Origin of the sequence: Marinomonas sp. NPDC078689, from assembly GCF_044542435.1 — a bacterium.
In the GTDB taxonomy this organism is placed as follows: Bacteria; Pseudomonadota; Gammaproteobacteria; order Pseudomonadales; family Marinomonadaceae; genus Marinomonas; species Marinomonas arenicola.
This window is the reverse complement of record NZ_JBITUJ010000008.1, coordinates 81396-96713: the sequence shown is the minus strand read 5'-3', so window position 1 is coordinate 96713 and position 15318 is coordinate 81396. Positions and strand designations below refer to the sequence as shown.

Genomic DNA, 15318 nt, shown 5'->3' with positions numbered 1-15318 from the left:
GTGTCGACATTAGCAGAGCGCTTACAGAAGTTAAAAAATGTGTCAGCGGCACCATTTCCTCCCCAATTAGAAGGTAAAGTCACTCGTATGGTGGGCTTAACCATGGAAGCGGTTGGCTGTGTGGTTGCCTTAGGCGATCGCTGCTTGGTGCAAGTGCGAAATAATCGTTGGGTGGAATCTGAAGTGGTTGGCTTCACAGGAAACCTAACCTATTTAATGCCTACTGAAGCGATTGATGGTATTTCTCCTGGTGCGCGAGTGCGGCCGCTTGTCGAAGAAAGCAAAATGCCGGTAGGCGATGAGCTGCTTGGTCGAGTCGTGAATGGCGTGGGCAAGCCATTGGATGGCAAAGGTCCGATCCGAACCAAAGATTCTGTTAGCTTGCAGTGTGACACGATTAACCCGCTCCAGCGTCAACCTATTCATGAGCCACTTGATGTGGGTATTAAATCCATTAATAGTCTTCTAACGGTGGGCAAAGGCCAGCGAATTGGTTTGTTTGCTGGTAGTGGTGTCGGTAAGAGTATGTTGCTCGGCATGATGACGCGCTTTACCGAAGCTGAGGTCACCATTGTTGGTTTAATCGGTGAGCGTGGCCGTGAGGTGAAAGAGTTCATCGAGCAAACGCTAGGGGAAGAAGGGCTTGCTCGTTCTGTGGTGGTTGCGTCTCCTGCAGATGATTCGGCCTTAATGCGGTTGCGGGCAGCCATGTTGGCGACACGGATTGCAGAATATTATCGAGACCAAGGGAAAAGTGTTCTGCTACTAATGGATTCTCTGACGCGTTATGCCCAAGCGCAACGTGAAATCGCCTTATCGGTTGGTGAACCGCCAGCGACTAAGGGTTACCCACCTTCGGTTTTCTCCAAACTCCCTCAATTGGTCGAGCGTGCCGGAAATGGCCGTAGTGGCAGTGGCTCTATTACTGCTTTCTATACTGTTTTGACGGAAGGCGATGACCAACAAGACCCTATTGCTGACGCGTCACGCGCCATCTTGGATGGTCATATTGTGTTGTCGCGCCGTTTGGCTGAAGAAGGCCATTATCCAGCGATTGATATCGAGGCGTCTATTTCCCGAGCTATGCCTAATATTGTCAGCGAGGCGCATCTACAAGGTGCCATGCGAGTGAAGCAGCTGTATTCGAAATACCAGCAAAATCAAGATCTTATTGCTATTGGTGCCTATTCTCGAGGCAGCGACCCAGACCTAGATCAAGCGATCATGCGTATGCCAGATATCCGTGAGTTTCTTCAGCAAGGGCTTGGAGAAAGTTTTACCATCGATGGCAGTTTAGAGGCGCTGGTGCAGGCGATGACAAAAGGAGAGTAGACCTTTGTGTGGAAAAGCGTCTAGTATTCAATTAGTTCGCATTAGAGAATGGTTATGAAAAAATCCCAACGAGCTCAATTATTAGTCGATATCGCTAAACGCAAAGAAGACGCTATTGCTCGGCAGTTGGCGGCCGATAAAGCCAAGGTGCAGCATGATCAGGATAAACTGGAAGAGTTGAAAGAATACGCGGGGCAATATGAATCCGAGCGTAATTTATTGGGCCTAAGTGCTTATCTCACCACGAACTATCAACACTTTGTGGATCGTGTTCAACAAGCCATCAAACAGCAGGAAGCTGCGGTAGGGCGTTCTCAACAGCAAGCGAATATGACCATGCGTGGCTGGATGGAAGCGAAAACCAAAACAAAAAGCATGGATTGGCTAAAAGAAAAACATCATAAACAAGAGCTGCAGTTAGAAGATAAGAAAGAACAGCGCCAGAACGATGAATTTGCCATGCGTCGTTTTATGGATAATATACGTTAGTCATCCTTTTTTAAGTGATCAACTTTGGATGGCGTCGCTCATCGAATTGAGGTGATATTAGGTGCCAAAGGATATTGTTGTTAGCACTTACTCTTCTGTTATCTCCGCGTTGGCTGAGGCAATTGATGCCTACCCACCTTCCCCTAAGTCTGGCTTGATCAATATCAAGTGTGCGTTATCAGATTTATCTCACTGTTTAGTCGCCAATCATGCCCCTGATATTGTCTGTGAACGGACACGACTTGGCCTGCTCAGTGTCGACAATGTTATTAGCAAGCAACCTATATACGATAGTAAGTTAGCCATGGCGTTATATGAAATGGCGGACAGCCTTGAGCAATACACTTTGGCTTGGGCTCTTGGAGAGGCTTATGTAGGATTAACGCTTTCTTTGTTTACTGAAGAGCGTTTTTGTTGGCGCTTATTGGAACAAAAAAAATCCTTGGTTCGTACGCTTCCTTGCTATTTGTATGAGGGGCGTCCAAGTGTTTCAAGTCCACTGGATATCACAGGCGCAATGGCTTGTTTGTCCGCTATTGGCAAGGTGTCTTTTCATCTTGATGAAGACTTGGATAGTGTGGGAACGGGGTATTTTCATCTGTGTACTGTACAGCCTTTGGATTGGCTAAGCGCGCGCTTTGCTAACTTTACTTGGCGTTACTCGGCAACGGACGAGAACGAGCCAAAGGCTGCGTTTTTGCTATCCAGCTATGGTGCGACTTTTTTATCTGAGGCGCTTCCTCAGCGCCAGCGTCGTGCTTTGCTAGCGTCGATTTCAGAATCGATAAGAACACATTATTATGTTGAATTTTCTGACTATTTCTCATCGATAGAGCGTGGCGGCAAGCTGGTGAATGGCGAGCGTTTAGTGCCTCGCTCTTTGTCTATGCTACCGATTGCTGTGACTGCTGGGCAGTTGGCTCGTCCTGTTCGAATTGCAGGCTATCATTATTTACAAATCGACGCCGATAGTGACGCTACCAGTGTGGCTGAATCGAAAGTTGATCTTGCTAGTAACAAGGTCTGTTTAGGGCGTGATCTGCTCTCTTCTTGGCTCTATGTGGTTGATGTTGGTGAGCAGTGCTGGGCATTTGATCAGGCAGACTTTGTCGGCTGTTTTGCACTTCAAAATACGCGTTTACAGCGAACCGATTCTGGTTGGAAGTGCTACTTTGAGACTGGGTTTGGGGCGAGTTTGCACGTTAATGCGGACCTTTTTTTGATTGAAGATGGTGTTTTTCAGTGTTTGAATGACACAAGTCTTGAGCTCTTTGTGATCAATCAAGATGGTCGTTATGTGGCTGTTGCTATCAAGAGTTTGCATCAAGAAGAAGGTGTTTGTGCTGTTTCTTATCAAGCTGGAAAGCGGATAAAAAACATTTGGCTAACGGCAAAATCCAGACGCTTCATTGAGCCCTGGTTGGCTGAATGCCTTTTACCTGAGGTTAAAGAGGTGCCCAGTGGCGAGCGCTCAGCACAGAAAACTGGCTATTACCAAGTCGCGCTAAAAGGCGGCCTCTTGTGGATTGAGGCCAATCTAGTGCTGGATATTGTCTCGGCTGCTTCTCATTCGCTTCTTGGCTCATTCTCGACAGGAGAGGGTAAGCGTGAAAGTGCGCTACTTTACGGTATGGAATATTTTAACCGTATCGTATTATGTCAGAACGAAGTCGTTAATCGTATGGTGCTTTTGCTCGACGGCTGTTCTTTGGCTTTTCAGGCGCCATTCTTTACTTGGTGTGCTCGGCTACCAGATGAGGTGGCAATGGCGGATGTGAGTCATTTGAGCGTGCTATCAGACAGCGATGGTTTGTGCGTACTTGGATGTAATGCTGCATACGAGAATAATTTTGTGATAAATACCAATACGATATCGGATTTTATTCATTACCTTTGGCCGCAACACTCTTTAGAAAGTGTGAGTAACTATGACTAAGCAAGATGCTTCTTTGAATTTGCCTCGAAAAGAGTTGATTGGTTCTGTGCAGAAAGGGGTTTTTGCCCTCTTGCTGGCGCTCGTCGTGGGCGCTGTCGGGCTGTATAAGTTTGTTGATTTGGAGTTCGGTGAGCGAGCGGAGAAGCAGGCTGGTTTGGCCACATTAATGATCCACACAAACACCGCGGAGCGTTATTGGTTTGAGTGGCTTTTGAGTGACCAAAGAGCAGGGGTTAACGTTTCTTTTTCAGAGGTTAAAGAGAGCGAACTGCTGCCAATGAAATTGCTCGAAGTTTATACCCATATCGACCTTCTGTTATCCCGCTATCAGCAGGTTAATGCCAATGCTCGTTTTCTGGATGTGAAGCCAGAGTTGTCTTTCCTTAAAAAAATTACGGAGCAGCATCAGGCGTCGCGAGTGGCGAAGAGTCGACGTTTATTTGTTCAAGAAAAAGAGAAAATTCGTCGTTTTATCGCTCGAGCAGGGGAACAAGGAAGGGAGTTCGCTGAACAGCAATTAGCACTGAACGCGCGTAATAAAACCTTGTTTGATTACGGTGAGTGGGGATTGTTGGTTGTTTTTGGTGGTATTGCTTTACTGCTTGTTATTTTGTCGACCACTTTGGTGAAACGATTAGGAAAAGGCTTTCAGCATTTGCACGTGGTGCTTGAAAAGCATAAACAAGGAAGCTTTGCATCGGATCAGAATTATAACGTCATTGATGAATTCACGGATTTGGGCCGACTGTTTGAGAATGAATTGTCCGCGCGCGAGCTCGAATTATCAGAGTCTATTTTGGATCAAAAATTAATGACATTAGGTATGTCTCATTTAACCAGCGCTTTTCTGATTGCAGATGAGAAGGGAGATGTTAAGTGGCTGAGCAAAGGGTTTAGTGATTTGTGGGAGCAGAACGCAAGTGTATTCGAGCCTCTGTTTGACATTGACCCAGGCATAGATGGGCCGCTTGGCGAGCGTTTACCGGATAACATTTTAAGTGGCGACCATGATATTAAATTGAGCTTGTTAGAAGGGCGCTACTCCGTTGTTGTAGAGCGATTAATAGATCAGGAAAGTGATGATGTATCCTTCTTAGTATCGCTGACACCTCTTTCACAGTTAGCGGAAATTGAAGTGTTAAGAAAAAGCTTAGAACTCATGGTTCAAGGTACTTGGCATTACCCAATACGCGTGCTTAGAAGCGACTCCCCATTTCAAGATTTCTCACTGCTATTGGAAGAAATACGACGCTCTGTTATTGATCTTATAAACGCCGCAGAACACTCAGAATTGCAGCCTTCACTCGATTTTAAAATTACTAAACTACAACAAATAAAAACGCTATTAACGGCAAAAATAAACGACAATTGTGAGCATATTAAGTCGATTGTGCCGGTTAATAACGCCTTATCAGAGTCGCTTGTTAGCGAGTTAGGAAATGTCTCTTCTTTGTCTCATCAGATTGATGACACCATATTAGTTGGCTATGAACTGCTGCTACAGCGTTTGGTTTTGGTAGAAAAAGACGTCGCAGGGCAGGTCTTACTCTTGAATGATGTTGACCGCTGTTTGAATGAAGTTCGTGCTGGAGTGCTCGCTAGTTTATCGGCGACAGAAGACAGCTCTGAGCAAATTCGCCAGCGTTTTTCCATTGATTTAGAACACGATATTAGTAGTGTGCAGCAGCAGATTTTTGCCATGCAGGAAGGGGTTTCCCTAACCTTGTCTCTTTTAGAGTCGGATCACAGTATCGGCGCTGCTCGATTGGAGCGTGCCAAACAATCGGTCAATGAAATACAAGACCGAATTGACAATTTATTACTCGAGGTAACTCGATTGGATGATAGCGGTAACAAAGAAATAATCGCTTTAATAGAAAATACAGATGGGTTGGACGAGTCTTAACTAAGCTCTTCTTCTTGTGTTTGGAGGGGATTGTGATAGAAAACCGTTATGATGAAAGTTCAGCGCACCTGATGATTAAAGTGAATGGGCGTTTTGATGTTTATTGCCATCGTGTGTTTCGCAATGCTTTTGTGTCAACGCCTCAAGCTAAAACGTACACCGTTGATTTATCGAATGTTAGCTACTTAGATAGTTCGGCATTGGGTATGTTACTGCTGCTTAAAAAACACGCCGATGTACGAGGGGCCAAAGTGCTTCTCAGTCATTGCTCCGCCGTTGTTAGCCAAGTGTTAGAAATGGCTAATTTCAACCGCCTTTTTACGATGTCCGAGTAATTTATGGAAGCAAACATTACCATTCTTATTGCGGATGAAGCGACCCCAGATCGTGTGCTTTTAAAAACGATATTCGAGCAACTTGGTCATGCAGTGGTGGTTGCGAATGATGGTCGCGAAGCCATTGATTTATTTGATCCTGAGCTTATTCAATTGGTTTGTTTAGGCGTCACGCCCTCTTTTTGCAATAGTCGATCGGTTGCCCTAGAAATACAGCGCATTGCGAATGGTGTGTTTGTCCCGATTGTGTTTTTATCTGGCGATCGTGACTCGGTGTCGCTATTAGATTGCTTGAAAATAAGCGGCACAGACTACATTTCTAAGCCTTATTGCTCAACGATAATTGCGGCTAAACTGGACGCAATGACACGAATTTTAGTCATGCAAAAAACACTGGCTAAGCAAAACCAAGCTTTATCCCAATATAATGAAATGTTGGTGTATGAGCAGGAAGTGGCGAAAGTGGTTTACGAAAATATTACCCACTCGAACTGTTTAAGCGACCCTGCTTTACATACTTTTCATTATGGTAGTCATACCTTCAACGGCGATGTCATATTGGCGGCTTATAAGCCTAATGGAGGGATGCACTTATTACTGGGTGACTTTACAGGTCAGGGGTTGTCTGCTGCTATTGGTGCTTTGCCATTGGCGGATATATTCTTTGATTGGACGAAAAAAGGCTTTTTGATGAGGCAAATATTGCCTGAAATAAACGCACGTCTTAAGCGAATTTTGCCACCAGATATGTTTTGCAGTGCGGCTTTTATTGATATTAAAGCCAACGACAAAAGCATGGAAATCTGGAATGGTGGGCTGCCTGATTTATTGTTTTTCTCTCAGTTTGAGCAACAACCTAAAAGACTTATATCAAAGAATTTACCGTTAGGCGTGCTGTCTCCTGCTGACTTTGAATTTGCTATTGATCCGGTATCGTTTCAAGCGGGCGATGCGTTGCTGGTTTATTCCGATGGCCTTTTTGAAGCCAAGACAGCGCAAGGAACCTCCTTCTATGAAACTATGGTTGCTTCGCTTTACAACCGTGAAGTTTTGTCACATAACGGCTTGAGTTGGCTCATTGATCGGATGGCGCAAGCGGGTGTTTTAGAGAGTCCACATGATGATATTTCTTGTTTAGAAGTTTCACTCACCCCCCAAATTGGCGTGCATTCAGCGGACGCTAGTGAACCGTCTTATAAGCAAGAAGCTCCGGCAGATTTCTCTTTTGAATACAGGTTAAACGCTGACTCTTTGCGTTCGACGGATCCACTTCCTTATATACTTCAAATTATCACCACGGCGCCAGGGTTAAAACAATACGCGAGTCATGTGTTTATGATTTTGTCTGAGCTGTATTCTAATGCTCTTGAACATGGTGTGTTAAGGCTGTCTTCTGATAAGAAGAATACCCTAGAGGGGTTTGCTTCATATTATGAAGAGAGGGAGCAGGCTTTATGTGCATTAGAAGAAGGTTCAGTGACGATTCAAGTAAAGGCGACCTCTGACTCTGCGTCAGGTGAGCTCGAACTGAGAGTCACAGACAGTGGGCCTGGTTTTGACTATCAGAGCGTAGCGTTTGATTTAGACAATACAGACGTGCCTTATAATCGAGGCTTGGCGCTGCTAAATCAGTTATGTGAAAAACTGGAGTTTTCTCATGGCGGACGCTCTGTCAGTGCGTGTTTTCGTTGGCAGCTAAACTGAAATAGTTAGATTGGCCTTTGTCTTGCATGTTGCTTTCTATTGCCGGAGGAAAATATGCAAACAGTCACAAACTCGGTGTTGTCATCTTCACAACCCCCATCAAAATCCACTATCAACACCCATTCATCGGGTGCTGATTCTCGTGGTCAAGTATTTGCAGAAAACCTTCAAAAAGCGAAGCGGGAGTTAGCTTCCGACGCAAAATCACAACCTACACAAAGCAAGGGTGAAGCGGTTGTGAGTACTGATGAGGGTGCAGATAACGTGACTCGCTCAAATCCTAGCCAAGAAGGGGCCGCAAAAGAATCCACGTTGTCTTCTTCAAGCAATGATCGCAGCACCAGTGAGTCTTCTTTACAAGATGGTCATTCGCGGGCAAGCAATGGGGACCTCACCAGCCAGGCTAAAAACGCCACCCAAGAAAAAGTGATAGATAACGGCAAGAGTTTGCACCATACAGGACAAAATTCGCCAGACAGCGAGCTTTTGGCAAAAAGCGGTAAGACGGAGTCTGGTGTTTTGCGAAGCGTAACTGAGGGGGCTGATGATGTGCAGAACGAGACGTCGACGGCTGTAACCAGTGACTCTGGGGTAAGCAAGACGGTTCCGAGTACCACGCCACCAGTAGACGCTGCCATGACCTCAAAAGGGGAGGCGCTTGGCGTTAATGACGCTTCAGATATGGCGGGTCAAGTTGAGGGCGCGCAGGCAACTTCTGATGCTGCCACTCATAGTTTGCAAGCCAATAACCCTGATCAAGGGATGGTAGAGAAGGTCGGTGGAAATAAACTGACTACTTCTTCAGATGTGGATAACCAGAATCCAAACCAGGCAGGTGTGGCCTCGGAGTTAGAGCTTGCGCCTGAACAGTCTCTTTCTGATGCAAAACCTGCTTCTGAGCGATCTGCTTCCGATCTATCCGGCTCTGCCAAGTCCGCCCCTGAGCTTAGTGCTTCAGGGAATATAGCGACGAATTCATTATCATCTAGTCAACCGTTAGCGGCGTCGGGTGTTCAGCCAATCAAGTCACAAGGGACTGAAAAAATAAGCGATAAAGTCCCGGCAGAAGTGAGAGCATTACAGGCTAAAGAAGGCAAAGCGAAGGAAGTAGCTGCAGGTCTAGCGACCATTGGTCTGGCGGCGAAGGGCGTGAATGCTAACGGCGCAAAAGCTGCTTTAGATAAAGCGGATGCTCCGATGCTCTTAGCTAAAGACGGTAAAGTTGAACCTGCTGAATCTAGCGAAGCACCGGATGCGGCTGATGGTACAGAATTATCTTGGGTGCTTTCTCAGATGGGAGGGAGTGCTCCCGCGGCGACTGCGGCTGCGACGACGGCCTCTGATGCCGGTGTCGATAAAAGCGCTGTGTCTGGTATTCCCACACCAACCACTAAAGTGGCCGATCAGGTGGCTTTAGCCAACGAGGTCAAAAACGCTCAGCCATTGGCGGCAGGCGCTTTGGCAGTTGGTGGTGCCGCGAATGGACAAACGGATGGTTTAACGGCGGATGGCAATCTGGCTTCAACAATAGACAAAGACAGTTTGTTGGCGAATGAGCCGCTAGAGTTACGTAAGAAAGAGCAAGATGCGATGATTGGTAAAATGGCCAGTCAATGGGATGGTACCTCTAGAGACTCTGAGTCCGGAGGGCTGAATAGCTCAATCACAGCGACAAATAATACAACTAACCGACTTTCGCCAGCCGCAGCCAATATGCAGCCGATGAACTCTCCGCAAAATTTAGCCATGTCAGTGCCTCCGAATCATCCAGGCTGGGCTGGGGAAATGGGGCAAAAAGTGGCCTTTGTTGCGCAATCTGGCGGGCATACAGCACACATAAAGCTAGACCCGCCTGAGTTAGGCAGTTTAACGGTGAAGGTGTCTGTGGATAGTGACAATAACAATACCCAGGTGAGTTTTATGGCCGCCACGCCTCAAGCCAGAGATTTATTAGAAAGCCAAATGGGCAGATTGAGGGACATGCTTGCTCAGCAAGGGATGGATCTGGATAGTGTAGATGTGGGTGTGTCTCAACAAGAGACCAGCGGCGGTCAATACCAAGATGCTAGAGAGGGCGGGTCAACGGCTAATGCCAGTCGCTTTTTAACTGGCGACGATGGGGATGACGACCTGTCCGTTCGAAATATTTCTTATGTATCGCCATCGGGTGTTGATTACTATGCTTAAATTAAGGGAAAGGCATGGTGCTATTTTTTATTCTTTGTAGAATAGAGACTTATTGGCGCAAGAAGCTTAGTGATGCGCTTTCTTTTATCAAGTAATCAATAACAAAGGTTTTATCATGGCTGAAGCAGATGGTTTAGATGTTGGGGCAGAGGTTGAAAAAAAAGGCGGTAAGAAAAAGCTCATTATCATCTTAGCTATTGTCTTGGTTTTGTTAGGTGGTGGCGGTGCTGCTGCGTATTTCTTTTTGTTCAGCGATTCTGATGACGCAACCTCTGGTGATGCTGTCAGCACAGAAGACGCCGCTATGGTCAATGCGCCTTCTATCTACCTTAAACTAGATGCCCCCTTTGTGGTGGATTTCATGGTGGATGGCAAGCAGCGTTATCTGCAACTCGATATGACCATTAAGTCCAGAGATCAGGTGCAAATTGATGCGGTAAAAGTGCACATGCCGTTAATTCGAAACAGCTTGGTTCTGCTGCTATCGAGCCAGTCATTTGATGCTTTACAAACAATGGATGGTAAAGCCGCCTTAAAGAAGGCAGCATTAGATTCCATTAATGGTATTCTTCAGCAAGAAACCGGAAAAGGTGGTATTGATAGCGTGTTGTTTACTAACTTTGTGATGCAGTAGCGATTATGTCAGCGCAAGACTTATTATCTCAGGATGAAATCGACGCTCTTTTACATGGCGCGGATGAAACACCTGAAGAGGAAGATATAAGAGACGCCAATGGGGTGGCTTCTTACGACATTACGAGCCAAGAGCGTATTGTTCGTGGGCGCATGCCTACCTTGGAGATGATCAACGAGCGTTTTGCTCGCTATACTCGAATTAGTCTGTTTAATCTGCTGAGACGAACCGCGGACGTGTCGTCTGGCGGGCTTCAAATCATGAAGTTTGGAGAGTACGTTCATACCTTGTACGTACCAACCAGTCTGAACTTGGTGAAGTTTCGACCATTAAGGAGCACCGCGTTATTTATTTTGGATGCCAAGTTGGTGTTCAAGTTGGTAGATAACTTCTTTGGCGGTGATGGCCGTCACGCCAAAATTGAAGGCCGTGAGTTTACGCCTACCGAGATACGCATCGTGCAGCTTATGTTAGAGCAAGTCTTTGTTGATTTGACTGAAGCATGGGCACCGGTATTAAAATTAGAGTTGGAGTACATTAGCTCTGAAGTAAACCCGGCGATGGCAAACATTGTTAGCCCAAGTGAAGTTGTGGTGGTGTCTACCTTCCATATTGAGCTGGATGGTGGTGGTGGAGAACTGCATATTACCTTGCCGTATTCTATGATTGAGCCCGTTCGAGAGCTACTGGATGCGGGGGTACAAAGTGATGTTGATGAAAAAGATGACCGTTGGGGAAGGTCCCTAGAGCAAGATGTGAAAGACATCGATGTGAACCTTAAAGTGAACGTGGCGAATCGTAAAATATCTTTGCGTGAGGTGATGAAGTTTAAGGCTGGTGATATCATTCCTATAGAAATGCCAGAATTTGTCACAGTGCGCGCCAACAGCGTTCCTACTTTTAAAGGAAAGCTTGGTGTGAGCAATGAACGCTATTCTGTGCAGATGGTTGAAGACTTTAAAATTAACAAGGTAACGAAATAACATGGCAGAAGAACAAAATCCAGATGCAGCAGGAATGGACGAAGATCTCGCTGATGAGTGGGCGGCGGCCATGTCTGAAGCAGGCGATGCTGGCGCCGAGGACAATCTTGATGATGAGTGGGCAGCCGCCATGTCCGAGCAAGATGTAAAGCCGGTTAAGCTGGAAGAGCTTTCTACACCATCAAGCTCGGGTGCCGATGTGGGGTCAGATCTTGATCTTATTATGGACATCCCCGTTACCTTATCAATGGAATTAGGCAACACGGAAATCGCCATACGTAACCTCATGCAGCTGACGCAGGGGTCTGTCGTAGAGTTGGATCGATTCGCTGGTGAACCATTGGATGTCTTGGTAAATGGTACCTTGATTGCCCATGGTGAGGTGGTGGTAGTAAACGACAAATATGGTATTCGCCTAACAGACGTTGTTAGTCCTAATGAGCGTATCAGACGATTGAAGTAAGCCTTGTGAAAACCTGTTTAAAGACAAGCGTTACCCTAATAACAGCCATGCTTAGCATGGCTGTTTCCTATGTGCATGCCGCAGTTCCTCAAGAAATGCCAACCACTTATTCTATTTGGAAAGTCGTGTTATCTCTGGCTTTTATTGTGGTGTTTATTCCCGCTTGTTTGTGGCTTGTTAAAAAGTTGCAAGTCACTCAAATGCGTTTTGGGCAGTCTGATATTCGAGTGGTTAGTAGCCAATCCTTAGGCGCTAAGGAAAAAATTGTCTTGATTGAAGTGGAAGGCGAAAAAATCTTGTTGGGAGTGACCTCTCAATCCATTAATCACCTTAAAAGCTTTTCAACCAACGGTAAGGCATTTGCGCAGGTAATGACTGAAGCGGAATCGAGTTCTCATCTGGATGATGCAGATAAAGGAGCGGCATCATGATGCGTTTAGCGCTGCTCTGTCTATTGTTGTTTCCAACTCTGTCATGGGCTGAAGTCGGGCTTCCTGCGGTGAAAGTGGTGACCAACGCCGACGGTAGCCAGGATTATTCAGTATCCTTGCAGATTCTCTTTATCATGACTGCGCTGACATTGCTGCCAGCTGCATTGATGATGATGACTGCTTTTACCCGAATTATTGTAGTGTTGGCTATTTTGCGTCAGGCAATAGGTTTACAGCAAACACCATCGAACCAAATCATGGTGGGTATGGCGTTGTTTCTGACCTTATTTATTATGACGCCAACCCTAGATAAGGTGAATGAAGTGGCGCTTCAGCCGTACTTGAAGGAGCAGATGACGTCGATTCAAGCGGTCGAAGCGGCGGCAACGCCTATGCGTGACTTTATGCTGGCGCAAACTCGTGAAGATGACATTGCGTTGTTTGTGAAGTTGGCCGGCAAAGAGGGAAAGATTCAATCATTAGAAACCTTACCGTTTACTATTTTGATGCCAGCGTTTGTGACCAGTGAGCTGAAAACGGCGTTTCAAATTGGCTTTATGATTTTTATCCCTTTCTTGATTGTGGATATGGTTGTGGCGAGTGTTTTGATGGCGATGGGGATGATGATGTTATCTCCGGTTATTATCTCTTTGCCGTTTAAAATCATGCTCTTTGTAATGGTAGATGGCTGGTCTATGATTATGGGAACCCTAGCCGCCAGTTTTGGGATGTAGCCATGGATCCTCAAGTTGTTTTAGATCTTTATGGTCAGGGTTTTTATTTGATAGTGGTGATTGTAGGAGCCGTCATGGTGCCAAGTTTGTTGGTCGGGTTGTTGGTGAGTATTTTTCAAGCCGCCACACAAATCAACGAGCAGACATTGTCTTTCTTGCCGCGACTCATTGTTACTATTTTGGTTATCATGCAGTTGGGGCCTTGGATTTTAACCAAGTTAACGGACTTCACGACCAACCTGTTTATTAATATTCCAATGATAATCGGCTGATGCTTGATCTTAACCCTGATCAACTATTGAACCTTACTATCAGTTTTTTGCTGCCTTTTTTTCGCATAGGCGCATTTCTTATGGCGTTGCCGTTGTTTGGTAGTCGTTTGGTGAATGCGAAAGTGCGCGTCGCCTTTGCCTTTTTGATTGCCATTATCGTCACCCCTGTTATTCATGTGCCCGCTTACGATCCTATTTCTCCGGCTTTTATCGTTTTAATTGCTGAGCAATTGGTGATTGGTTTTGCTCTAGGGTTTGTTATTACTATTTTGTTCCAAGTGTTTTCTCTTGCGGGGCAATTGGCGGCAATGAAGGCAGGCCTTGGTTTTGCTATGTCGAATGACCCAGCCAATGGTGTATCCGTCGCCACCATGGGGCAGTACTATGTGTCCATGGTGGCGCTGGCGTTCCTTGGAACCGATGGTCACTTGGTGATGATTGAGTATTTGGCTGAGAGTTTTCAATACTGGCCGATCGGTGGCGGCTTCGATAGCCAACATTATTGGCAGCTGGTGTTACTGGGGGGCTGGATGTTTGAAAAAGCATTGTTGGTAGTGATGCCGTTAGCGATTGCGGTTCTGGTGATGAACTTTGCTTTTGGCGTGGTTGCGAAAGCCTCGCCTCAACTCAATATTTTTGCGTTGGGCTTTCCTATCATAATGCTGTTCTCTTTGTTCTTTTTCTGGATAATGCTAAAAGACTTTTTGGATATTTATCGCTTGTTTTTCCACGAAATAACAAGCTGGATGAAAGACGTGTGGGGGATTCGTTTGCATGGCTGAGAACGAAGACGGCAGTGAAAAGACGGAGAGTGCCAGTAGTAAGAAACTCGAAGACGCTCGAAAGAAAGGTAATTTACCTCGCTCTAAAGATCTGAGTGCAGCACTGCTGTTAGTTGTCGCCGCGGTGACGATTTACGGTACCGGCACCATGCTAACAAAAGACCTTGAGTCGGTGTTTGGCTTTAATTTTGTGATCGAGCGAGCCGATGTCTTTCAATATGGCAGGATGGTCTTTCATCTTTACAGCTCCATTGTGTCTGTGATGGATTCGATGTTCGTGATGATGGCGATTTTGGCCGCCGCAGGCATAGTTGGCAGTATTTGCCTTGGTGGGTTGAATTTTTCTTGGGAGCCGTTGTTACCCAAGTTGAGCAAGATGAATCCCATTTCGGGATTAAAGCGCATGTTTTCTGTGCAATCGCTAGTGGAGTTGTTGAAGTCGATTGCAAAGGTGACCTTGGTGGGTGGCGTTGCCGCCATTGTCATTACGCACTTTCTTGACGAAGCCTTAGGGCTGACGTTCCAATCGGTGCAAATGGCGATTGCTCATGGCGCCAGCATGGTTATTTGGTCGTTTGTGTTTGTGGCGTTGGCGTTGGTTTTTATTGCTGCTATTGATGTGCCGTTTCAGATATGGTCACACAAACAAAAGCTCAAAATGACCAAGCAAGAAGTCAAAGACGAATTCAAACAGCAAGAGGGTGACCCGCAAGTAAGGGGGCGGATTCGTCAATTGCAGCGTCAGGCCGCGATGAACCGCATGATGTCAGATGTGCCTCAAGCGGATGTTATTATCACTAACCCAACCCATTTCTCAGTGGCGTTACAGTATGATCAAAATGGTGGTAAGGCCCCAGTTATGCTGGCCAAAGGCAGTGACTTCATTGCTTTGAAAATACGAGAAGTAGGCAATCACTATGATATCCCTGTGATACAATCGCCCACCTTAACTCGAGCTATTTTTCACCATACAGAAATCGGCGAAGAAATTCCTCAGGGGTTATTTAAAGCCGTTGCTCAATTATTAGCGTATGTTTATCAGTTACGCAATGCGCGAAATGGCGCGCCTCGTCCAGATGTAATGCCGAGTTTAGAAGTACCAGACGAATTTCAATGGGACGGCAAGTAGC

General features: G+C 46.0%; 15 protein-coding genes. All 15 read left to right on the top strand.

Translation table 11 applies throughout. The annotated features are described in order from the left end of the window. The 15 genes from fliI to flhB all read left to right on the top strand — a co-directional run bounded on the left by fliI (nucleotide 1) and on the right by flhB (nucleotide 15317). Nucleotides 1-1332: a flagellar protein export ATPase FliI gene (gene fliI, locus ACIGBN_RS13620; RefSeq protein ID WP_133004171.1), complete on the top strand. Its 1332-nt coding sequence runs from the start codon at nucleotides 1-3 to the stop codon at nucleotides 1330-1332. A 54-nt stretch (nucleotides 1333-1386) separates the two neighbouring features. Then, nucleotides 1387-1821 (top strand): flagellar export protein FliJ, encoded by a 435-nt coding sequence (gene fliJ / locus ACIGBN_RS13615; protein WP_133004170.1) that lies wholly within the window; start codon nucleotides 1387-1389, stop codon nucleotides 1819-1821. 61 nt (nucleotides 1822-1882) lie between these two features. Further along, the gene (locus ACIGBN_RS13610) at nucleotides 1883-3757 is read left to right on the top strand and encodes a hypothetical protein (RefSeq protein WP_396666037.1); all 1875 of its coding nucleotides are present in this window, start codon (nucleotides 1883-1885) and stop codon (nucleotides 3755-3757) included. Further along, complete coding sequence (locus ACIGBN_RS13605) at nucleotides 3750-5663, top strand: hypothetical protein (protein WP_133004168.1); 1914 nt, start codon at nucleotides 3750-3752, stop codon at nucleotides 5661-5663. Before ACIGBN_RS13610 ends, ACIGBN_RS13605 begins: the two co-directional genes overlap by 8 nt. A 32-nt stretch (nucleotides 5664-5695) precedes the next feature. Beyond that, a complete protein-coding gene (locus ACIGBN_RS13600) occupies nucleotides 5696-5998 on the top strand; it encodes an STAS domain-containing protein (RefSeq protein ID WP_243712049.1) in 303 nt (100 codons plus the stop codon). 3 nt (nucleotides 5999-6001) lie between these two features. Beyond that, nucleotides 6002-7702 (top strand): SpoIIE family protein phosphatase, encoded by a 1701-nt coding sequence (locus tag ACIGBN_RS13595; RefSeq protein WP_396666035.1) that lies wholly within the window; start codon nucleotides 6002-6004, stop codon nucleotides 7700-7702. A 54-nt stretch (nucleotides 7703-7756) separates the two neighbouring features. After that, nucleotides 7757-9889 carry a flagellar hook-length control protein FliK gene (locus tag ACIGBN_RS13590; protein ID WP_396666033.1) on the top strand — a complete coding sequence of 711 codons (2133 nt, stop codon included), beginning with the start codon at nucleotides 7757-7759 and terminating at the stop codon, nucleotides 9887-9889. Nucleotides 9890-10004: 115 nt separating this feature from the next. Continuing rightward, on the top strand, nucleotides 10005-10523 hold the full coding sequence (locus ACIGBN_RS13585) for a flagellar basal body-associated FliL family protein (protein WP_396666031.1): 519 nt from the start codon (nucleotides 10005-10007) through the stop codon (nucleotides 10521-10523). Nucleotides 10524-10528: 5 nt separating this feature from the next. After that, the gene (fliM, locus tag ACIGBN_RS13580) at nucleotides 10529-11506 is read left to right on the top strand and encodes a flagellar motor switch protein FliM (protein WP_133004164.1); all 978 of its coding nucleotides are present in this window, start codon (nucleotides 10529-10531) and stop codon (nucleotides 11504-11506) included. Nucleotide 11507: 1 nt separating this feature from the next. Further along, nucleotides 11508-11969 (top strand): flagellar motor switch protein FliN, encoded by a 462-nt coding sequence (gene fliN / locus ACIGBN_RS13575; protein WP_133004163.1) that lies wholly within the window; start codon nucleotides 11508-11510, stop codon nucleotides 11967-11969. Between the two features lie 5 nt (nucleotides 11970-11974). After that, nucleotides 11975-12400, top strand: a complete 426-nt coding sequence (gene fliO / locus ACIGBN_RS13570) for a flagellar biosynthetic protein FliO (protein WP_341565128.1) — start codon at nucleotides 11975-11977, stop codon at nucleotides 12398-12400. Then, nucleotides 12397-13134, top strand: a complete 738-nt coding sequence (gene fliP / locus ACIGBN_RS13565) for a flagellar type III secretion system pore protein FliP (RefSeq protein ID WP_396666028.1) — start codon at nucleotides 12397-12399, stop codon at nucleotides 13132-13134. The genes fliO and fliP overlap by 4 nt, the downstream gene beginning before the upstream one ends. Before the next feature lie 2 nt (nucleotides 13135-13136). Further along, nucleotides 13137-13406 carry a flagellar biosynthesis protein FliQ gene (gene fliQ, locus ACIGBN_RS13560; RefSeq protein ID WP_133004161.1) on the top strand — a complete coding sequence of 90 codons (270 nt, stop codon included), beginning with the start codon at nucleotides 13137-13139 and terminating at the stop codon, nucleotides 13404-13406. Further along, nucleotides 13406-14188 carry a flagellar biosynthetic protein FliR gene (fliR, locus tag ACIGBN_RS13555; RefSeq protein ID WP_133004160.1) on the top strand — a complete coding sequence of 261 codons (783 nt, stop codon included), beginning with the start codon at nucleotides 13406-13408 and terminating at the stop codon, nucleotides 14186-14188. Before fliQ ends, fliR begins: the two co-directional genes overlap by 1 nt. Then, nucleotides 14181-15317 (top strand): flagellar biosynthesis protein FlhB, encoded by a 1137-nt coding sequence (flhB, locus tag ACIGBN_RS13550; RefSeq protein WP_396666026.1) that lies wholly within the window; start codon nucleotides 14181-14183, stop codon nucleotides 15315-15317. Before fliR ends, flhB begins: the two co-directional genes overlap by 8 nt. Nucleotide 15318: the final 1 nt, after the last annotated feature.

Excerpts from the sequence above, each read along its gene's own strand:
- fliJ (WP_133004170.1), top strand. The coding sequence starts at position 1,387 with ATGAAAAAATCCCAACGAGCTCAATTATTAGTCGATATCGCTAAACGC.
- ACIGBN_RS13605 (WP_133004168.1), top strand. The coding sequence starts at position 3,750 with ATGACTAAGCAAGATGCTTCTTTGAATTTGCCTCGAAAAGAGTTGATT.
- ACIGBN_RS13595 (WP_396666035.1), top strand. The coding sequence starts at position 6,002 with ATGGAAGCAAACATTACCATTCTTATTGCGGATGAAGCGACCCCAGAT.
- ACIGBN_RS13590 (WP_396666033.1), top strand. The coding sequence starts at position 7,757 with ATGCAAACAGTCACAAACTCGGTGTTGTCATCTTCACAACCCCCATCA.
- ACIGBN_RS13585 (WP_396666031.1), top strand. The coding sequence starts at position 10,005 with ATGGCTGAAGCAGATGGTTTAGATGTTGGGGCAGAGGTTGAAAAAAAA.
- fliM (WP_133004164.1), top strand. The coding sequence starts at position 10,529 with ATGTCAGCGCAAGACTTATTATCTCAGGATGAAATCGACGCTCTTTTA.
- fliN (WP_133004163.1), top strand. The coding sequence starts at position 11,508 with ATGGCAGAAGAACAAAATCCAGATGCAGCAGGAATGGACGAAGATCTC.
- fliP (WP_396666028.1), top strand. The coding sequence starts at position 12,397 with ATGATGCGTTTAGCGCTGCTCTGTCTATTGTTGTTTCCAACTCTGTCA.
- fliQ (WP_133004161.1), top strand. The coding sequence starts at position 13,137 with ATGGATCCTCAAGTTGTTTTAGATCTTTATGGTCAGGGTTTTTATTTG.
- fliR (WP_133004160.1), top strand. The coding sequence starts at position 13,406 with ATGCTTGATCTTAACCCTGATCAACTATTGAACCTTACTATCAGTTTT.
- flhB (WP_396666026.1), top strand. The coding sequence starts at position 14,181 with ATGGCTGAGAACGAAGACGGCAGTGAAAAGACGGAGAGTGCCAGTAGT.